This window comes from uncultured Treponema sp. (assembly GCF_934725225.1).
GTDB lineage: Bacteria > Spirochaetota > Spirochaetia > Treponematales > Treponemataceae > Treponema_D.
On sequence record NZ_CAKVAM010000003.1, the window covers coordinates 232,790 to 253,115 of the forward strand.

At 36.5% G+C, this 20,326-nt stretch carries 16 protein-coding genes; 12 read left to right on the forward strand and 4 right to left on the reverse strand.

Annotated features, from left to right (window positions below; translation table 11 throughout):
- Nucleotides 1-89 precede the first annotated feature (89 nt).
- Nucleotides 90-1,715 (forward strand): AAA family ATPase, encoded by a 1,626-nt coding sequence (locus Q0H92_RS06020; RefSeq protein ID WP_296012934.1) that lies wholly within the window; start codon nucleotides 90-92, stop codon nucleotides 1,713-1,715.
- Nucleotides 1,716-1,815: 100 nt separating this feature from the next.
- On the opposite strand, the gene Q0H92_RS06025 is transcribed toward Q0H92_RS06020, so the two are convergent.
- Entirely contained in the window at nucleotides 1,816-2,847 is a 1,032-nt protein-coding gene (locus Q0H92_RS06025) for an acyltransferase family protein (protein WP_296013218.1), read from the reverse strand.
- 1,272 nt (nucleotides 2,848-4,119) lie between these two features.
- On the opposite strand from Q0H92_RS06025, the gene Q0H92_RS06030 reads away from it, so the two are divergent.
- From Q0H92_RS06030 to yidC (Q0H92_RS06065), 8 genes are all read left to right on the forward strand, one after another.
- Entirely contained in the window at nucleotides 4,120-4,767 is a 648-nt protein-coding gene (locus tag Q0H92_RS06030; protein WP_296012936.1) for a hypothetical protein, read from the forward strand.
- The gene (locus Q0H92_RS06035; RefSeq protein WP_296012938.1) at nucleotides 4,752-5,885 is read left to right on the forward strand and encodes a DegT/DnrJ/EryC1/StrS family aminotransferase; all 1,134 of its coding nucleotides are present in this window, start codon (nucleotides 4,752-4,754) and stop codon (nucleotides 5,883-5,885) included. The genes Q0H92_RS06030 and Q0H92_RS06035 overlap by 16 nt, the downstream gene beginning before the upstream one ends.
- A 9-nt stretch (nucleotides 5,886-5,894) precedes the next feature.
- Nucleotides 5,895-6,824, forward strand: coding sequence for a glycosyltransferase family 2 protein (locus tag Q0H92_RS06040; protein ID WP_296012941.1), 930 nt, complete (start codon nucleotides 5,895-5,897; stop codon nucleotides 6,822-6,824).
- A 4-nt stretch (nucleotides 6,825-6,828) separates the two neighbouring features.
- Nucleotides 6,829-7,251: an FdtA/QdtA family cupin domain-containing protein gene (locus tag Q0H92_RS06045; protein ID WP_296012944.1), complete on the forward strand. Its 423-nt coding sequence runs from the start codon at nucleotides 6,829-6,831 to the stop codon at nucleotides 7,249-7,251.
- Complete coding sequence (locus Q0H92_RS06050) at nucleotides 7,244-7,606, forward strand: EamA family transporter (protein ID WP_296012946.1); 363 nt, start codon at nucleotides 7,244-7,246, stop codon at nucleotides 7,604-7,606. Before Q0H92_RS06045 ends, Q0H92_RS06050 begins: the two co-directional genes overlap by 8 nt.
- Nucleotides 7,607-7,610: 4 nt before the next feature.
- Nucleotides 7,611-7,955, forward strand: coding sequence for an EamA family transporter (locus tag Q0H92_RS06055; protein ID WP_296012948.1), 345 nt, complete (start codon nucleotides 7,611-7,613; stop codon nucleotides 7,953-7,955).
- 115 nt (nucleotides 7,956-8,070) lie between these two features.
- Nucleotides 8,071-9,015 (forward strand): glycosyltransferase, encoded by a 945-nt coding sequence (locus Q0H92_RS06060; protein WP_296013220.1) that lies wholly within the window; start codon nucleotides 8,071-8,073, stop codon nucleotides 9,013-9,015.
- Nucleotides 9,016-9,115: 100 nt separating this feature from the next.
- A complete protein-coding gene (gene yidC, locus Q0H92_RS06065) occupies nucleotides 9,116-11,818 on the forward strand; it encodes a membrane protein insertase YidC (RefSeq protein ID WP_296012950.1) in 2,703 nt (900 codons plus the stop codon).
- A 352-nt stretch (nucleotides 11,819-12,170) separates the two neighbouring features.
- Here yidC (Q0H92_RS06065) and Q0H92_RS06070 read toward each other — a convergent pair whose 3' ends face one another.
- The 3 genes from Q0H92_RS06070 to Q0H92_RS06080 form a co-directional block, all read right to left on the reverse strand.
- Nucleotides 12,171-14,225 carry a TRAP transporter permease gene (locus tag Q0H92_RS06070; RefSeq protein WP_296012952.1) on the reverse strand — a complete coding sequence of 685 codons (2,055 nt, stop codon included), beginning with the start codon at nucleotides 14,223-14,225 and terminating at the stop codon, nucleotides 12,171-12,173.
- A 34-nt stretch (nucleotides 14,226-14,259) separates the two neighbouring features.
- Nucleotides 14,260-14,652 (reverse strand): DUF1850 domain-containing protein, encoded by a 393-nt coding sequence (locus tag Q0H92_RS06075; RefSeq protein ID WP_296012954.1) that lies wholly within the window; start codon nucleotides 14,650-14,652, stop codon nucleotides 14,260-14,262.
- 137 nt (nucleotides 14,653-14,789) lie between these two features.
- Nucleotides 14,790-15,740: a TAXI family TRAP transporter solute-binding subunit gene (locus tag Q0H92_RS06080; protein WP_296012957.1), complete on the reverse strand. Its 951-nt coding sequence runs from the start codon at nucleotides 15,738-15,740 to the stop codon at nucleotides 14,790-14,792.
- 176 nt (nucleotides 15,741-15,916) lie between these two features.
- Between Q0H92_RS06080 and yidC (Q0H92_RS06085) the strand changes: the two genes are divergently transcribed.
- From yidC (Q0H92_RS06085) to Q0H92_RS06095, 3 genes are read left to right on the forward strand one after another with little or no spacing between them, the layout of a single operon-like run.
- On the forward strand, nucleotides 15,917-18,625 hold the full coding sequence (gene yidC / locus Q0H92_RS06085; protein WP_296012959.1) for a membrane protein insertase YidC: 2,709 nt from the start codon (nucleotides 15,917-15,919) through the stop codon (nucleotides 18,623-18,625).
- 28 nt (nucleotides 18,626-18,653) lie between these two features.
- A complete protein-coding gene (locus tag Q0H92_RS06090; protein WP_296012960.1) occupies nucleotides 18,654-19,907 on the forward strand; it encodes a CDP-glycerol glycerophosphotransferase family protein in 1,254 nt (417 codons plus the stop codon).
- On the forward strand, nucleotides 19,904-20,311 hold the full coding sequence (locus tag Q0H92_RS06095; protein WP_296012961.1) for a hypothetical protein: 408 nt from the start codon (nucleotides 19,904-19,906) through the stop codon (nucleotides 20,309-20,311). The genes Q0H92_RS06090 and Q0H92_RS06095 overlap by 4 nt, the downstream gene beginning before the upstream one ends.
- Nucleotides 20,312-20,326 lie beyond the last annotated feature (15 nt).

The window sequence follows — 20,326 nt, forward strand, 5'->3', positions numbered from 1 at the left end:
GCAAGGCTTGAATCAATATAATTTTATTTGATTCAAGTAAACAGTTTTGATAGTATAAACAACAAAAATGTGCTATTGTTTATATAGCTATGGGCATATACTTAAATCCAAACAATGCGAATTTCACAGAAACTCTTAAACGTCCAATTTTTGTTGACAAGACAATGATTTTAAGAGAATTAAATAAGTTTATTGACTCTGACAATCATTATATCTGCGTTTCGCGGCCACGGCGGTTTGGGAAGACTGTCGCATCGAATATTATTGCCTCATACTATTCAAAAGGCTGTGATTCCAAAGAACTTTTTTCAGGATTAAAAATCAGCAGGGACAAAAGTTTTTACTCAAAGCTGAACAAATATAATTTTATAAAAATTGACCTTAACAGTGAATTCAGAAATTGCCGGATAAAGAACAATGTCCTTAATACTTTACAGGATTTTATAATAGAAGAATTTCAGGAACAGTTCCCGTCGATAAAAATCAGTAGTGGACTTTCTGTTGCACAGACCATACAAAAAGTTTTCGACAAGACAGGCGAACAGTTTATCATTCTTATTGATGAATATGATGTCCTTGTTCGCGAACAGATAAATGGTTCTGTTTCTGACAATCTTTTTACAGAATATCTGGACTTTTTGAATGGTTTGTTCAAGAGCGACACTTTGAAGCCTGCCATAGCGCTCGCCTATCTTACAGGAATCTTGCCTGTAGTCCGCGATAAAGTCCAATCAAAACTTAATAACTTCAGAGAATATACAATGCTAAATGCATTTGACTTGTCAGAATTTGTCGGTTTTAATTCGGACGAGGTTGAGGCATTGTGCAAAGAACACAAGATTGATTTTTCAGAGTGCAGAAGATGGTATGACGGATACAAGCTTTCAAGAAATGTGACTGATAAAAACGGAAATGTTTTAGCAATCAAATATGAAGTCTATAATCCGGAATCAGTTGTCCTGACTTTGGAAACAAAGGAATTCGGCAACTACTGGTCAAAAACTTCAAGCTACCAGGTGATTTCAGATAGGCTTAGACAAAATTTTGACGGAACAAAAGATGCTGTAATCAGAATGCTGGGCGGCGAAAGCGTGGAGGTGGATGCCGGCTCTTATCTTAACACAATGACAGATTTCAAAAATGCCGATGATGTAATGACATATCTAATCCATCTTGGTTATCTTTCCTATGACAAAGACGAGAAAAAATGCAGGATTCCAAATGGCGAAATAAGGGATGAATGGCAAAGGGCTATTGGAGACTGCGATGAATACAAGGCAACTGACAAAATAATAAAACATTCAAGGGAACTGCTGCAGGCAACGCTGGACGGCGAAGAAGAAATAGTTGAAAAAGCCCTAGATGAAAGCCACATTCATGTAACATCAAACAGAAGCTACAATAACGAAGATGCGCTTCAATGCGCCATTTACATTTCATATATCTATGCCCTGAACAAATATACAATTGTAAAAGAAATGACATCCGGAAAAGGTTTTGCAGATGTCACATTTATTCCGCTCGCACAAAATATGCCTGCGATTATTGTTGAATTAAAGCATGATAAAGACGAGCATACTGCCCTGAACCAGATAAAAGAAAAAAAATATTTTTCATCTCTTGAGCAATATTCAGGAAATTTGCTTTTTGTTGGAATAAATTACAATGAAAAGACTAAAAAACACAAATGTAAAATAGAAAAATTTAAAAAATAAACGCTCTGAGACAGAAGTACAGCTTTCAGAATGTTATAACAAGGAAAGCTGTGCAAAAAAATATATATTTTTATGAAGAATGAATCATATATACAGTCTTTCATTCTGCACGACAAAAGCGTCTTGATAAGCAGTTTCTAACATAGCCAGCAAAGATATTTAACGGCTGTCTTATAAATAAATCTATTAGAGAACAACAAATAAAGACAACCAAGCTAGAAGCCAATAAATACAATGGATATGCAGCGGAATCCGCAAAAGAATCACATAGCAAAATTTTATGCCAAATAAAAATTTTCAAAAATCCATTAACGTGTATAAGATAAACACCAAAAGTTGTTGACGCTATAAGGTTTATTATTCTATTAGAAAACGGTCTCAGTTTTACAAATCCGCAAAAAATAAATACAGCAGCAAGAAGAATAGGAAATTTGTTAATATTTCCAAGGAAAAGCCATTTCCTTAAAAAATCAACAGCTTTATAACTTTCCGAAAAATAATTCAATGCGCAGTTCCATAAACCACAAAAAACGCATATTAAAAATCCAATCAGAATATTTTTGACAGGATTGCTGAATATTGCCGGATCATATTTTTTTATATAACTTGCTATAAAATAAGCAGTAATGAAATAGTAAAGATTGCTTGGATGCAACATTCCCTGCCCTGGAACAAAAGAAACAACAGTGCCCAATATTACCATAAGCACAATTAAATAAAAATGTTTTTTTCTTTCAATCACAGATGCCAAATCATTTAGAATCGGAATAAAAAGGTAAAAAACTATATAACAAGTTGCAAACCAATTGTTTCCCATTAGAACAGGAAGAAAAGAACGAATAAGGTCTATTTTTCCAATAGGCTTTGCAGCATTAAAAAAGCCTACAGAATCATATAAGTCTCTATCATAAAAACCTATAGTTGGGATTTTTTTGATAAAAAAGAAAACTCCTATTATTATCGAATAAAATAAAACCTGCTTCCAAATTTTTAAAAGTTTTTTTAACGAAAATGATTCTTCACACAAAAACCATGCAGAAATAAAAACAAAAAGGTAATTTCCCACGCCTCCACAAAAAGCACCTATAAAAATTGAAAAGAATTCATTAAACGTCCCCCCCCCCCGTGGAATTTAAACTGCACTCCAAAATAAACACTGTGCAAAAGCACAATCATAAACATCGCAATAATTCTCAATAACTCGAAATTTGAATTTCTTTCCCTAATCTTTGAATTCATAAAAACTCCTATAATATCTAGTATAGTGGATGCATATCATTATATTTACTTATATCAATTTTTGGAATATACTTATTTAATTATGTTTTATTATCTAAAGAAGAATTCTTTTTTTCATATAAGTTTTCTTATCCTGTTTTTTATTGTGCTTGTGAACAACGCATTTTACGGCTTTGGATGGACTGATGAAGCATTATATACGGCAACAGCAAACAGCCTTTATCATGGAAACAGACTGTTTTTTGATATATTTGAACCGACACAGATATACTCTGTACTAGTTTATCCGCTATTTTACATTTTTGTAAAATTGACAGGTTCTACCGATGGTATTTATCTTTTTATGCGGATTGCAACTTTAATATTGCAGTTTGCATCAAGTCTTTTTTTATATTATGTTCTTTCAAAAAAATACAGCAGAGCAATATCTCTTGTATCTTCATTGGTGCTGCTTATATTCTCAAGGGCACAGCTTTTTGGTCCTTCTTATTATACTTTTGTGCTAATAAATTTTACAATAGCAAACATTCTTATATTCTACGTCTTTGAGCTAAATGCAAAATCAGCTTGGCTTTTTGTCTCTGGAATTTTTCATGGATTTGCAATCTTGTGCAATCCGTACCTTGTGCTGCCGTATGTTGTATTTTCATTATGTTGCGTTGTTTTGCCGTCATTACGGAAATATATAAAAAAATATATCCTTATTTGGGCAGGAACTGTTCTTGTTGGAGCGGTTTTTCTTTTTTTTGTTTTAAAAAACGGAAACACAAATGAATTTCCAGCCGCACTAACCTGTTTTTTTTCAAGTCCTGAATACTCCTCAAAAACAATACTGCAAAAAATAAAATGGCTATTAAAATTCCCACGCCTGCTTGTAACTCAGTTTATATACTTTTTGCCATTCACTGTGCTTGCGGCTGTCTCTTTATTTAAGCAAAACATAAAGGATAGAATAAACAGCTCAAAAACTGCAAAAACAGTTCTTGTAATTTTGCTTGTTCTAAACTATACCGCACAGATATTCTTGATAGATAAAGACAATGTAACGGTAGCAGGTTTCTTTGCTTTTTCCATTTTAAGTTTAATCCTGTTCAATGGTAAAAAACTTAAAGACTTCAAAAAAGAAATTTTATACTTCCTTGTTCCCGGCCTGTCCTTAAGCTTTATGGAATGCCTGGCTTCCGACACAGGTTTTGGAGTATTTTCAATAGGAATTGCCGCCTGCACCCCATTTGCAGCAAGTCTTTATTTTGACACGCTCTGCTCAAAATCTTTAGGCAAAACAGAAAAATATTTTTTTGCAATTCCATTATGTCTTTTAGTTTTGGGGACTCTTTATTACAGGGTAAACATGACATATAGAGATGAACGAATTTCTCCGCACTATGTTTTTATTCCGTCTATTGAAAAAAACATTGAAAAAATAGACAAGGGACCTGCAAAAGGATTATGGACTCATAATAAAAATAAAAAACAATATGACTCTATATATTCAATTGTAAAAAATATAAAATCAGACAAAGATGATTATTTTATGGTCTTAAAGCTTTGTCCCTGGGCATATCTTGTAAACAGCAATTTAAAGCCATTTTCAATGACAGCTTGGCGAGTTTCTGCAAATGATTTGCGTTTAAAACCATTTTTTGAAGAGTTCGGACACCGCTTTCCAGAGCATATCCTTATTTTAAATAAAAACATTAGGGACAATAAAAATAATGAAATTGAAAAAAACTCATACTTAATAAAAGAATTAGAAAGAAGAAATTATGATTCAACAGAAGTAGACTGCGGCACGCTTTGGGAAAAAAGATAGAAAAAAAAGGAGACTTATACATGAATGTTGCATATGAAAATTTAGCAAAATCTAATGCCATATTTATGTCGGACTACAAAAGAGCTTTTTCCGATTTTGTAGAAAAAGGCTGGTATGTACTTGGTGAACAGGTAAAATCTTTTGAAGAAGAATTTGCTTCATTTATAGGAACCAAATACTGCATAGGCGTTGCATCTGGACTTGATGCACTTATAATAAGCCTTGAGTGTTTAAAGCTTCCTAAAGGAAGTGACGTTCTTGTTCCATCAAACACCTATATAGCTTCAATTCTAGCGATAGTAAAAGCAGGTCTTCATCCAGTTCTTATTGAGCCTGATGAAAAGACATGCAATATAAATCCTGACTTACTTGAGTCAAAACTTACACCTAAGACAAAAGCCGTACTTGTTGTTCATCTGTATGGAAAATCCTGTGAAATGGATAAAATCTGCAATTTTTGTAAAAAACATAATCTAAAACTTGTTGAAGACTGCGCTCAATCTCATGGCGCAAAATTTTGTCAAAAAATGACTGGTTCTTTTGGCGATGCAGGCGCATTTAGTTTTTATCCTACAAAAAATCTTGGAGCATTAGGTGACGCTGGTGCAATTTGTACAAATGATAAAGAATTGGCAGATATGGCAAGAGCATGGCGTAATTATGGGTCTGAAAAACATTACCACAACAAATACACAGGTTTAAATTCCAGGCTAGATGAAATTCAAGCAGCTTTTCTTAGAATAAAACTTAGGCATATTGATGAAATAACAGAAAAAAAACGTAGGCTCGCAAGTTTGTATCTTGAGGGATTAGATATAAACAAATTCCAGCTTCCTGTTGTTGATGATAAATATTTTGATGTTTACCATATTTTTCAAATTCAAGCAAACAGAAGAGATGAGTTAAAAAGTTATTTACAAGACAATGGAATAAAAACAGAAATACATTATCCTATTGCGCCGATAAGTCAAGAAGGATATAAAGAAATTCTCAATGCCCAGAAAGAAAAGACAGAGATTGCAGAAAAAATTGCAAATTCAGTTTTAAGTCTTCCAATATCGTTTGGAGCAACAGAAGACGAAGTCAAGTATGTTATTGATGTTATGAATAAATTTTAAGGAAGAAAAATGAAACTTTCAATTTGTATTCCAGTTTACAATGGCGCTGATACAGTTGCAGAATTGGTAAGTGAGCTTCAAAAAGTCTTTGCAGAAACAGATTTTGAAATTGTTATGACAAATGATGGAAGTCATGACAACAGTTCAAAAGTTTGTAAAGAACTTATAGAAAAATATGGCAATATTCGTTTTATAAATTTAAGACGAAACTATGGCGAACACAATGCCGTAATGTGTTGTTTAAACTATTGTACCGGAGATTATGCTGTCATTATAGATGATGACCTTCAAAATCCTCCAGAAGAAATCTTTAAGCTTTGGAACGAAATAAAAAAAGGCTATGATGTCGTATATGCAAAATATCGCCATAAAAAGCATAACATTTTTAGAAACTTTGGAAGCAAAATAAATGATATTTTTGCAACCTGGCTTATAGGAAAGCCAAAAAACCTTTATCTTTGCAGTTTCAAGATAATAAACAGAGCCATTATAAATGAAATCATTAAATATAAAGGGCCATTTCCTTATATAGACGGACTTATTTTGAGGGCAACGGATAATATCAGTTCTGTCTATGTTGAGCATAAATCAAGAACTTCTGGACATTCAAATTATACTCTTGGAAAACTTATCCATCTTTGGCTTAGCATGTTTGTAAATTTTTCTATAAAGCCTATGCGAATGATGATGTCGATAGGAACATTTGTGTTACTTGCATCGCTTGCATTTGCAGTTTATTTTATAGTGGATAAAATTCTTCATCCAGATGTGGCAAGTGGCTGGACATCGCTGGTTTGTATAATATTGTTTATCGGTGGGCTTCAGACAATTTTCTTAGGTCTTATAGGAGAATACATTGGAAAAAATTATTTAGACCAAAACGGAACACCTCAATGGACTGTAAAAGAAGTTTTTAAATCAAAGGAAATAAAGGATTAAATAGATGGCAGCAAAAGAACTTTTTAGAATGATAAATTTTAAAGATCTAGGCGATGAAAGAGGCAAACTGGTTGTCATTGAAGGAAATCATGATATACCATTCGAAATAGCGCGTGTTTTTTACATTTATGGCTCTGATTCTGATATTATACGCGGAAAACATGCAAATCGTAATTCTGAATTTGTACTGGTTAATGTCGCTGGAAAGTCAAAAGTAATGATAACCGATGGATATGATAAAAAAATTGTAGAACTTTCAAAACCTATGGAAGCCGTTTATATTCCAAAAATGATTTGGAAAGAAATGTATGATTTTTCAGAAGATTCAGTTCTTCTTGTTCTTTCAAATACTCATTATGATGGAAAAGAATATATCAGAGATTTTGAAGAATATAGGAAAATAATGACCGAAAATAAAAATGAATAAAAAACTCTCTCACCTATTCTACTTTATCCTCATGCATGCAGGTTTTTTAATCTATGCTTTCTATGCGGTGCTGGGTAAAATTGCCGCTGCAAAACAAATATTTTCTCCCACTTTTATTGGAATTTACTGTGCGGTTTTTCTAGTCCTTATAATTTATGCGATTATATGGCAGCAAGTCCTTAAAAAAATTCCGCTTATCATAGCTACTGCCAATAAAACCATAACTATTATATGGGGAATATTATTCGGGCGTCTTTTTTTTGGAGAAAAAATAACTCCTAATATGATTATTGGCGGAGCAATTATTTTGGCAGGCATTTTGGTTTTAAGCATTGAAACACAAAGCAAAGAGTAAAAATATGCTAGAAATGATTCCTTATATTAGTTTCCTTTTTATTTCCGTTATAATAAGCGCGTATTCCCAAATTCTCCTAAAAAAATCTGCCCAAAAAACATACAAAAGTTTTTTCAAAGAATATATAAATCCCTACGTCATATGCGGATACGGAATATTCTTTATAGCAATTTTTCTTGATATGCTTGGACTAAGAAAAGTTCCTGTATCTTATATTCCTATTATAGAAAGCTCAAGCTATGTATTTATAATAATTTTCAGCAGGATATTCTTAGGCGAAAAAATAAACAGGCGAAAAACAATTGCAATATCAGCAATTCTGCTAGGAATCGGAATTTACTTAGTATAGAATTTTACTCTCTATGAATGGTCAAATTCAATAATAAGTGATATAAGTATATATGATGAAATATGTTTACGTTTTAACTTCCACACCAAATGATTTCTATTATGAACAGTGCCTTATGTCAGTTTTTTCACTAAGACATCATACTCCCGATGCACAGATAGTCATTTTGACTGATAATAAGACTAGCAGTTCCTTTTCTGCGTCAAATAAAAGGCTTGGCTTGATAAACCAAGGCGCAACAATCATAACAGTGAACTTTGATGACTCTGTATCAAATACACAACGCTCAAGAATTCTAAAAACTACAATTCCAGAACATGTATCGGGCGATTTCCTTTTTATAGACTGCGACACAATCATCTGTGATGATTTATCTTCAATCGAAAAGAATCTTCAAGACACAAAAATTTCAGCCGTTTTGGACGGTCATGTTCCTTTATCAGAACACAAGCACAAAGACTACTTTATAAAGCGTGAAAAAAAACTTGGCTTTTCTGCAAGCGAAAAAACTGGCAAACACTATAATAGCGGTGTTATGCTTTTTAAAGATTGTCCAGAAAGCAGAGAATTTTTTAAAAAGTGGAATGAACTATGGACATGGTGTTTCACAGAAAAGCATGACCATCATGACCAGCCAGCATTTAATGAGGCAAGTCTTGAGTGTGGTGCAATAATAAAAGAACTTGACGGAATTTGGAACTGCCAGTTAAGTCAAGGTGGACTTGCATACCTTGAAAATGCAAAAATTATACATTATTTTTCAAGCGAAGGTGGTAAAAATTACATTCCATACTACAAACTTGCAGAAAAAAATATACAGCAAAAAGTAAAAGATTTTGGTGGAATTCCATCAGATGTTTCCCAGATGATATTAAATCCTAAATTTCAGTTCAACAAAGTTCATCTTATAAACGACAAAAGAATTGTAAGCATAATGCAGTCTGCAATTATTTTTACAATTGCAGACATAAAAATAAAAATACCGTGGCTTTTTAATATTCTGGAAAGTATTTGCAGAAATTCTAGAAATTTTGCTAAAAAATTAAAGAAAAAGAAATAGTGTAAATTTCCAATCTTAAGTTCACCTTTTGGAATAATCTAAAACTTTAGAGATTCGAAATATCTAGTATTAAAACCAATAATTTACTATAATAAAAATTATGTTTTCAGCTCTTTATCAGATTTTTATAACACCGTTAGTTCAGTTAACGGAATTTTTTTATTCATTATTTTTTGAAGTAACCGGCAATCAGGGAATTGCGGTAATCGGTCTAAGTTTTGTTGTCACAATTTTCACGCTTCCGCTTTATATGGTTGCAGAACAATGGCAGGAAACCGAAAGAAATATCCAGAAAAAACTGAAGCCTGGCGTTGAGCGGATTAAAAGCACATTCAAGGGTGACGAGCAGTATATGGTTCTTTCTACTTTTTACAGGGAAAACCATTATCATCCTATTTATGCTTTGCGTTCATCTTTCAGTCTTTTGATTCAGATTCCGTTTTTTATTGCGGCGTATAATTTTCTTTCAAACCTTGAGCCTTTAAAAAGTTATTCTTTTCTGTTCATAAAAAGTTTTGGTGAACCGGATGCAACTTTTCACATTGGTTCTTTTGCCGTAAATATTCTGCCGATTGCAATGACAATCATAAATTGTGTAGCGGGTTTTATTTACTCAAAAGGTCATCCTATTTCTGAAAAGATACAGATTTACGGTTGTGCGGCAGTTTTTCTGCTTCTGCTCTATAATTCTCCGGCGGGACTTGTTGTTTACTGGACAATGAACAACATTCTCTCCCTTGTTAAAAATATTTTTTACAAGATAAGAAATCCTAAGAAAGTTTTATATATCATTGCTTGTATCATTAGTATTTGCCTGATTTTATGCGGAGCGGTTTTGTTCAGACATACGAAAGCAATTTTCAGAATCATGCTTATTTTTGCTGGAATTTTGATTCCGCTTGCTCCGTTCGCAATCAAGTTTTTGGCTTCATTCTTTGAAAAACACTTTAATATTCTTGATGAGAATCCAAAGCTACGTCTTTCGATATTTTTGATTTCGGCGTTTATACTTGCAGTTCTTACAGGGCTTGCAATTCCTTCTATACTAATGCAGTCTGAGCCGGAACAGTACAGCTATGTTGATTCCTACGCTTCTCCGCTTTATTTTGTTTGGCACACATTTTTTCAGGCACTTGGATTTTTTGTTGTATGGTCATTTTGTTTTTATGCGTTATTTTCTTCAAAGACAAAAAAAGTCCTTACATTCCTATTCACTTTTGTGGCTTTTTCCGCACTGCTGAACTGTTTTGCTTTTTCAGGAAACTACGGGCCTGTAAATCCTAACCTTCTTTTTATGACTCCACAGCATTTTATGCCTGGAATAAAAATTGCTCTTGTAAATATTCTGTGCATGGCGGTAATATTGTCTTTGCTTGCCGTGGCTTTTTCCTTTAAGGCAAAGATTTTAAATTCGCTCTGTACAATTTTCTTGATTTCTCTTGTGGCAATTTCTGGAAAGAATATCATTTCTGTGCAAAATTCGTTCAAAAAAATGGAAGCACCTGACCTTTCAAAAAAAATCGAGCCTATCTTTCATCTTTCTAAGACTGGGAAAAATGTGATTGTTCTTATGCAGGACAGATTTTTTTCTCCACTGATTCCAAAAATACTTGAAAACAATCCTGAGCTAAGGAAACGGCTTGATGGTTTTATATGGTATCCAAATACGGTATCATTTGGAAAACTTACTATGATTGGAACCCCTGGAATTTTTGGCGGCTATGACTACACTCCTTTTGAGATGAACCGAAGAACGGATAAAACTCTTCAGCAGAAACACAACGAGGCAATTCTTACAATGCCAATTGTTTTTAACCAGAATAATTGGAATGTTACAGTTGCAGACCTTCCTTACGAAAATTATCTTGAGCAGCCAGTTACGGATATGTATAAAGGTTATGACTTTATAAATCGGGTCACAACACATGGTGCATATTCCGACATCTGGTATTCGCGTAACAATATGAAAAAATCTCCGTTCATGAGCGAAGGAATCAAACGAAATTTTATCTGGTTCAGCGTTTTAAAGATTGTTCCACCTTTCATGCGCCAGATTATTTACCACAAGAAATACTGGATTTCTTACAACAAATTTGAAGACAATGCGAAATTCATTGATAATTATTCAGAAATTGACTTATTTCCAGAACTGTTTGATTCTTCCTCTGAAAAAAATGCATTCTTCCTGTTGGACAACGAGGCAAACCATGAATCAATTCTTTTGCAGGCACCAGATTATATTCCTGTGGAAAATGTTACAGATTTCGGTCCAGGCGGAAAAGATGAAACCTATTCTTCTATGGTTGGAGTCTTAAAGCGTTTTGCAGACTTTATAGATTTCCTAAAAGAAAACAATTTGTACGATAATACAAAAATCATCATTGTTTCTGACCATGGAATGAGTCACGATACAGGAGTTTTTGATAATAAAACTCAAAACTTTCCATTCTACAAAGAGAATATGACTGCCACATTACTTGTAAAGGATTTTTCTAGCCGAGGAAACTTAAAAGAAGACTACACTTTTATGACAAATGCCGACACTCCTGCCCTTGCATTAAAAGACATTGACGGAAAAGCAGTAAATCCGTTCACAAAAAATCCTCTTGATGTAAATTCCGTGGGGGGGGGAATAACAAAGAACGACTTTATAAAAATGTCAAACGCCCCTGCTGAAAGTACAAGAATCAGGAAAAACACACGCTTTAACATAAAAGATGATGAATGGTACACCGTAAAAGATAATATTTTTGATGACAAAAATTGGTCGCATTATATTGTTAGGTCGAATGTCGAGTTTTAAATTTTAGTGTCATTATCGGGCTTGCCCCTGCGATGTTTCTGAAAGAAACTCGTTTGATAATCCGTTGGAAAGATTGCCAACCGAGTTTGCTGTGCAAACATCGCAGTGTCCAAGCACGGCAATGACAACCTTGTTAGCATAGGAATAACTGTTTAGTAGCTGTTTTTATTAAAACTCGAAATTGAGCCTATTAAAGACAAATAAAAAAAACGGTACATTGAAAATGTTTTAGTACCGCTTTTTTTATAACTTTTATGGATTTTTCCTTTTCCCCATTTTCTTTTTATCTTTTACTTTCAAAAGTATCCCATATCTTTCTAGCAAACATGGGATATGCTCATCTCTTCAGACTTTATGCTATTGCTTTTGCGCTGCGCACTTTTTTCAGAATCAGCTGATATGCAATGAGGGCTGCAAGCAGGCTTACACCTATGATGTCAGTTTTTGCTTCCGGGATTACACAGAACAAGCCTGCGATGGCGAACAGAATCCTTTCAAGCACATCAAATGTGATTATAGTCGCCTTGTCTTTCCTTGAATTGTAGAAGAAACCTGTGTTGTTAAATCCGTATCCTTCAAGCGCAACACTGATTCCAAACATTCCGAGTATCGCGGTTACAATTATCATGACAACAGAAAGAGCAGATGCGTTTATCATAAGCATTTTGCTGTTGTAGACAAACATGTAAGGAATTATAAACGCGCCTATGGCAAGCTTGGTTGCATTTATAGCGGTTTTCATTGGCTTGGCTTTTGCGATTGCGGCTCCGGCTATTGCGGCAAGCGCTACAGGAGGCGTAACATCGGCGATGATTCCAAAGTAGAATGCGAACATGTGCGCAGCAAGAGGCTCTATTCCAAGGCTTATGATTGCTCCTGCTGTAATTGTGGAAGTAATAAGGTAGTTCGCAGTTGTAGGCGCTCCCATTCCAAGAATTATGGAGGCAACCATTGTAAATACCAAAGTCAGCAAAAGTTTTCCGTGCGCCAGCATGACAAGCCCGTTTCCAAGCCTAAGTCCAAGCCCTGTAAGCGTTACGATTCCGATTATGATTCCAGCCATTCCGCAGGCAATCGCCACGCTGATGATGTTTCTTGCGGCAGTGCACATGATTTCAACAATGTCTTTTCCGCCGAAAGAAGGCTTGCGTCCATGCGCCAAGTCAGAGACAGAAACTCCGAATCCGACCAGAACGCAGGCGATGATTCCCATTAACGCCGCAAAAACCGCAGTCTTTCCGGCGCAGAGAAAATAGATAATCACAACGAGCGGAAGAATCATATAGCCTTTTTTCAGAAGAAGCGGCATAAAGCGCGGAAGCTGATCTTTTGGAAGCCCTTTTAATCCGAGCTTTTTCGCCTCAAGGTGAACTGTTATAAAGATTCCGGTAAAGTAAAGAATCGCAGGAACAATAGCAGCCTTTACAATCGTGATGTATGGAAGTCCAAGGCTTTCCGCCATAAGGAACGCTGCGGCTCCCATGATTGGCGGCATTATCTGTCCTCCTGTGGAAGCGGCTGCCTCAACTGCGCCTGCAAATTCGCCCTTGTAGCCAAGTTTTTTCATCATCGGAATTGTGAACGAGCCTGAGCCTACAGTGTTTGAGACAGACGAGCCTGAAACTGTTCCCAAAAGAGCTGAAGACAAGACCGCAACTTTCGCAGGTCCGCCGCTCGCTCCTCCTGCAAGCGCATTGCAAACATCAATAAAAAAGTGTCCGATTCCGGTTTTTTCAAGAAGAGCACCAAACAGAATAAAAAGGAAAATAAATGTAGAGCAGGCTCCGATTGGAGTTCCCATGATTCCTTCTGTGTTGTAAAAAAGATGGCATACGACACGCTGAAGCGAATATCCCCTGTGATGCAAAAATCCCGGAAGATATTTTCCGGCGAACGCAAACACGATGAACGAGCCGGCTATAATCATAATAGGAAGCCCTACAATTCTTCTGCAGCTCTCAAAAAGCACAAGGATTCCGACAATTCCGACTGCCACATCCAACGGCGTGTTGTTTCCGGAGCGTCTTACGAGCGAGTCAAAATTCACGACAATGTAAAGCCAGCACGCCGCTCCAATCAGACCAAGCGCAATGTCGTACCAAGGAAGCGTGTTCCGGGGGCTGTTTTTTGTAGGCGGAAAAAGGAGAAACGCCAGAAGCTGCACAAAAGCCAAGTGAGTCGCGCGAAGAACCTGAGCTGTAATTGCTCCGGACAAAGTCGCATATAACTGAAAAATCACAAAAATAACAGAAATAAAAACTGTAATATACTGACGCCAGCATTTATGCTCACGGTAAGACTGCTCGCGGTCAAGCTCCTTCATCATTCTTTTCATTTCTTCTTCGTTTGAAGTAGGAAGAATCTGCTCGATGTAGTCATTAGAGTTTTTGTTTTTGTCGTTTGCCATTCAAACCTCCTATAAAAAGGCAATGAGAAAATTTTTATTTTATATGATGAAAAATATAATCAGCAATCGAGACGTTTTTTGTCTGAAAGACTATGCTTGTCTGCGGCTCAAAAAAATCAGCAAGAAAATAATCTGTGTATTTCCCATTTTTATCTTCAATAGAAAGCGCATGGTTCGCAACAATTCCTACAGCCATCACAAGCCTTTCGACTGTTCTGTTTATATTTGAAATCTCGTAGCCTTCGTCAGTTGATGAAAAAACCGCGCCGGGCATTTCCTGTGGCTCAGGAATTCCTGCCCCGTAAGAAACAAAAACTGTTCTGTCGCAAACAAGATTGCGCCCTTTCGCCTTGTAAAAATCTTTTACGCGGCCTTTGTTAACAGAATGTGTATAGGAAATCGCAAAGCCGTTCCTAAAGCCGTTCATAGAATAAAATCTTTGCGATGTTTTTTTTCTATTGCTGACTGAAAGAACGGGAAATGCAGGGAAAAGAAAAATTCCCCCTGCCAAAAAAATTAAAATAAGAACTGCAAAAAGCCTTTTAGACAAATATTTCCGCCGGATTAGTTCAAGCCAAGCTCGCTGAAATATCTTTTTGCGCCCGGATGGAAGGGAACAGAAACTCCTGTTACAGCAGATTGAGCGGAAACTTCTTTACCTTTTGCGTGGGCAGTCGCAAGGTCCGAAAGATTTTCAAACAAGGCCTTTGTCATCTCGTAGACAATTTCCTCATCGAGTTTTGCGCTTACAGCAAGTGTCGCCTTGATTGCAAGCGCCTGGGTGTCGGAATCAGTTCCTTTGTATGTTCCGCCAGGAATTGTTGTCTGAGTGTAGTATCCGTATTTTTCGCAGATTTCCTTTGCAGCTTCTCCGTCAACAGGAACAAGAGTAAGTCCTGCCGTGAATGCAAGCTCCTGCAATGCCGCGTTTGGAACACCGGCAGTGATAAAGCAGCCGTCCAAAGTTCCGTTCTGAATTCCTTCCGCGGATTCCTTGAATGAAAGGTTGCTCTTCTTGATGTCGTCGAATGTGAGTCCGTAGCCTTCCATAATCTGCTTTGCGTTGAATTCAACTCCAGAGCCGGCGTCTCCAACAGAAATACGTTTTCCCTTGAAGTCTGCAACTGATTTTATTCCGCTGTCTTTTGAGACCGCAATCTGGACAACCTCAGGATAAAGAGTTCCGATTGTCATGATGTTTTCAAGCTTTTCGCCTTCAAAAAGATCTGTTCCGTTGTAAGCGTAGTCCATTACATCGTTCTGAACAATCGCATATTCAGCTTCGCCTTTGTTTATAAGACGAAGATTTTCTGCGGAAGCTCCGGTCGCCTGAGCCGTAACGTTCATATTCTCAATTTTTGTATTCCAGATATTTGCAATTGCGCCGCCGAACGGATAGTACGTTCCTCCAGTTCCGCCGGTCGCAAGGATGTAGTCTTTTTTAGCATTAGAGCAGCCTGAAAGCACAAGCCCCGCGCAAATCAACAGCGCGCCACATTTTACAATTTTCTTCATAGAAACCTCCAAAAAATCAACAAAAAATACGCTGAATTATACTATATAATTGAGTTTTTTTCAATTAGCTTGAAAAAACTTTAATATCAGTGTAACAAAAAAAACACATCATCTAGTCTAAAAAGAAATTATTCATTATAATTTTTTTTCAAATCTTTAATTAAAGGTTTTTCTTTATGTTAAATTTTCTTTACACAGTAATAATTTATCCGCTTATTCAGATAATCGAGTTTTCCTTTGTACTTTTTGACAGCGTTTTTAAGAACGAAGGAATTGCAGTTATCGGTGTAAGCCTTGCGGTTTCTATTCTTTGCCTCCCGCTTTATATTGTGGCCGAGCATTGGCAGCAGATTCAGCGTGACACGGAAAAAAAACTTGATCCGGGAATCCAGCGAATCAAGTCTGTTTTTAAAGGCGATGAGCAGTACATGATTCTTACAACTTTCTACAAAGAAAATCATTACCATCCGCTTATGGCATTGCGCTCATCATTCGGACTTTTGATTCAGATTCCGTTTTTTATGGCGGCATATTCCTTTCTTTCAAACCTTGAATCTTTGCGCGGCTATTCGTTCCTTTTTATAAAAGACATGGGCGCACAGGACGCGCTTTTTTCAATCGGTGGATTTCCAATCAATGTGCTTCCAATCGCGATGACGCTCATAAATATTGTTGCTGGTGCGGTTTACACAAAAGGATTCAAATTCAAGGACAAGATCACAATTTACGCAATGGCTTTGATTTTCCTTGTAATTCTTTATTCATCTCCAGCAGGACTCGTTCTTTATTGGACGATGAACAATGTTTTCTCTCTTGTAAAAAATATCTTCTATAAGATTAAAAATCCTGCAAAAGTTCTATATGTTGTTTTTGCGGCCGCAATTTTCGGTTTGGACGGCTACGTTCTTTTTGTTCATCATGGATTTTTGCACAAGCGAATTCTGCTTGCAACAGTTGCAACTTTGATTTTGGCAGTACCTTTTGTTGTAAAATTAATCTCGCATCTTTTGGACACAACTTTAAAACCGCTCACAGAAAACAAAAAAGCACGGTTTGGAATTTTCTTTGTTTCAAGCATTGCGCTTTGCCTTTTCGCAGGAACTGTAATTCCTTCGTTTATAATAGGTTCTTCCCCTGTTGAATTTTCAAATATTGACGGACATGGCTCACCGCTTTATTTTATCTACAATTCCACAACACAGACTTTCGGGCTTTTTGTGTTCTGGATGAGTTGTGTTTACTTCTTGTTCAACGAACGCATTCAGGCTGGATTCGCAGTTGTAATGCCAGTTCTGCTTTTTGTTGCCTTGATTGATGTATTTGTTTTTTCAGGCGACTATGGAACTCTTTCGCGTCTTATAACTTTTGCGGAAAGCATTGATTCAGCTCCGCTATGGCAGATAACCATTAATTTGTTATGCATAATTTTCGCGGTCTGCATTCCTTTTCTTCTTCTTAAATTCAAAAAAGAAAAAGTTTTGAACGGAATTCTTGCCGTAATTCTTATTGCAGAAACAGGACTTTCGCTTGTTCATATTGTGCAGATTCAAAACGGATATTTAGAATACAAAAGAACTGTTGCCGATGATGTGCAGGAAGTTGACACAATAAGTCCGCTGTATCACGTCTCAAAGACAGGAAAAAATGTGTTCGTAATCATGCTTGACCGCGCGGAAAATTCTTATGTTCAACCGATTTTTGAAGCCTTCCCAGAATTGTATGACATTTACGACGGATTCACGCTTTACCACAACACAGCCTCTTGGAACCAAGGAACATTACTTGGTGCTCCTCCACTTTTTGGCGGCTACGAATATACTCCAGTTGAAATAAACAAACGCAAAACAGAACGTCTTGTTGACAAACAGAATGAAGCGCTTCTAACGCTTCCACGAATCTTTACTGAACAAGCAGATTTTACAGCGCAAGTTTCGGACTTGAGCTGGGCAAACTACAGCTGGATTCCTGATATGTCAATCTGTTCACCTTACAAGAAGATAGAGGGCTTTAATGTTGAGCGAAAATACACTGACCTTTGGGTAAAGCAAAACCCGGACAAAGTTCGCCCGAACATAACAAGCACATGCCTTAAACGAAACCTTGTATGGTTCAGTCTTTTTAAGGCAGTTCCGCTTTTTGCGCGCGACAGTGTATATGATGATGGCGCATGGTGGTCTTCCGACGAACAGACTTCTGACATAATGGAATTTATTGATTATTATTCGGCGCTTGACTATATGCCAGAACTTACAGATTTTACAGCCGAAGGAAACAAATTCTTTGCAATTGTAAACGACACAACTCATTCCGGGCAGAAACTCCAGGCACCGGATTACATTCCGGCAATCAACATTGAAGACAAAACTCATTCAAAAGTTGAAAAATACAGTTGTGCTTCTGGAAATATTGCCGCGCTAAAACGGTTCGGAGAATGGATTCAATATTTAAAGGAAAACGACTGCTACGACAATTCGCGCATTATTTTTGTTGCTGACCACGGAATCGGAACAGATGAAGGATTCAAGCTGGACTTTGAGCAGACAGAATTCCCGAAAGGCTACAATCCTGACCACAACCATCCGCTGCTTCTGGTAAAGGATTTTAACGCAAAAGGTAAACTTTCTGTAAACGAAGATTTTATGACCAACGCAGATGTTCCGGCAATTGCGACAAAAGGAATAATCGAAAATCCAAAAAATCCGGCTACAGGCAAAGAAATCAAGGAAATTCCGCCAGCAGAAAAAAAGGCTTCCGGCGTAGTTCTTACACATAACTGGCATCCTGGCAAAAACGGACTGAACACATTCACAGTTCCAGAAGATGACTGGTACACAATTTCAGAAAATCTCTTTGAAGCCAAAAACTGGCAGAAAGGAATTAAATAGTTTTGTAAATTTTTATTAGGAGATAAAAATGATTCTACCACTTTATATTGATCCAGGCACGGGCTCAATGCTTTTTAGCATTTTAATTGGAGCAGCCGCAACACTATTTTTCTTGGCAAAAGCACTTCTTTTAAAAATCAAGCTTTTTTTGTCAGGAAAAAAAGACGGCAAAATTCAACTTGACTCTTCTTACAAGCCGTATGTAATTTACAACGAAGGAAACCAGTACTGGAATACTTTCAAACCAGTTGTGGAGGAATTTGAAAAAAGAAAAATTCCGCTTGAATATCTTACTTCTTCAAAGACAGACCCGATTTTTGAGCAAAAATACAATTATGTAAAAGCCGAATTTATCGGTGAAGGAAATACTGCTTTTGCAAAATTAAATATGCTAAGCGCAGGAATTGTTCTTATGACAACTCCAGGACTTCAAGTTTATCAATTAAAAAGAAGTAAAAACGTAAAGCACTATTCGCACATTCTTCACATGCCGAACGATGCCACAACCTACAGACTTTTTGGCTTGGATTTTTTTGACTCAGTTCTTCTTACCGGCGACTACCAGGCGACAGACCTTCGTTATCTTGAAGAAAAACGTGGAATCACCAAAAAAGAGCTTGTTACAGTTGGATGTCCTTATCTTGACGTGTACAAACAGAATATCGCGGATATTCCGGTGGAAGAAAACCATCCGTTTACAGTTCTTGTTTCTCCAAGCTGGGGCGACGTTGGGCTTCTTAAAAAATATGGAGAAAAACTTCTTGATCCGCTTTCAAAAACTGGCTGGAGAATTATTGTGCGCCCTCACCCGCAGTCAAAAAAATCAGAGGCAGAAATGCTCGAACGCCTTACAGCGCGCTACAAGGACAATCCGAATATTGTATGGGACTATGAGCGCCAGAATATTTTCTCACTCAAAAAAGCCGACATTATGATTTCTGATTTTTCTGGAATTATTTTTGACTACACATTCCTTTGCGACAAGCCTGTTATGTACGTAAATGCCGGAATTGACTTGCGCCCATACGATGCTTACGATTTGGACGGAAAAGAACTGTGGCAGTATTCAGTTTTGAAAAAGTTCGGAACAGAATTAAAGGAAGAACAATTTTCAAACATAAAAGAAGTCATTCAGTCTGTAAGCGACAGCAAGGAACTTGAAGAAGCCCGCCACGCCGCAAAAGCCGAAGCCTGGATGCACGAAGGCGAAGCCGGAAAAAATATTGTTGATTTTATGTTAAGCAAGGTTGAAACTCAGCCGAACAAGGAAGGTCAAAAATGATTTTTTACAATATTTTTATCTCTCCAATCGAGCTGATAATTGATTGGGTTTTCAATTTTTTTATACGAAAACTTCCGTTCCTTGGAATCTTGGGAGCGATTGTGAGCGTTAGCCTTGCCATAAATTTTCTTGCCTTGCCTATCTACAATATTGCAGACAGTCTGCAGGACAAGGAAAGAAAAATTCAGCAAAAACTAAAGCCTGGCATACAGAGAATAAAAGCCGTTTTCTTTGGTGATGAGCGTTTTATGATTCTGCAGACTTTTTACAGGGAAAATCATTATCATCCTATATACACTTTTAAAAGTTCTCTTTCAATTTTAATTGAAATTCCATTCTTTATTGCGGCATACCATTATCTTTCAAATAGTGAGTTGCTGAAAGTTACCCCCCCCCACTACTAATAAAAAGTATAGTAC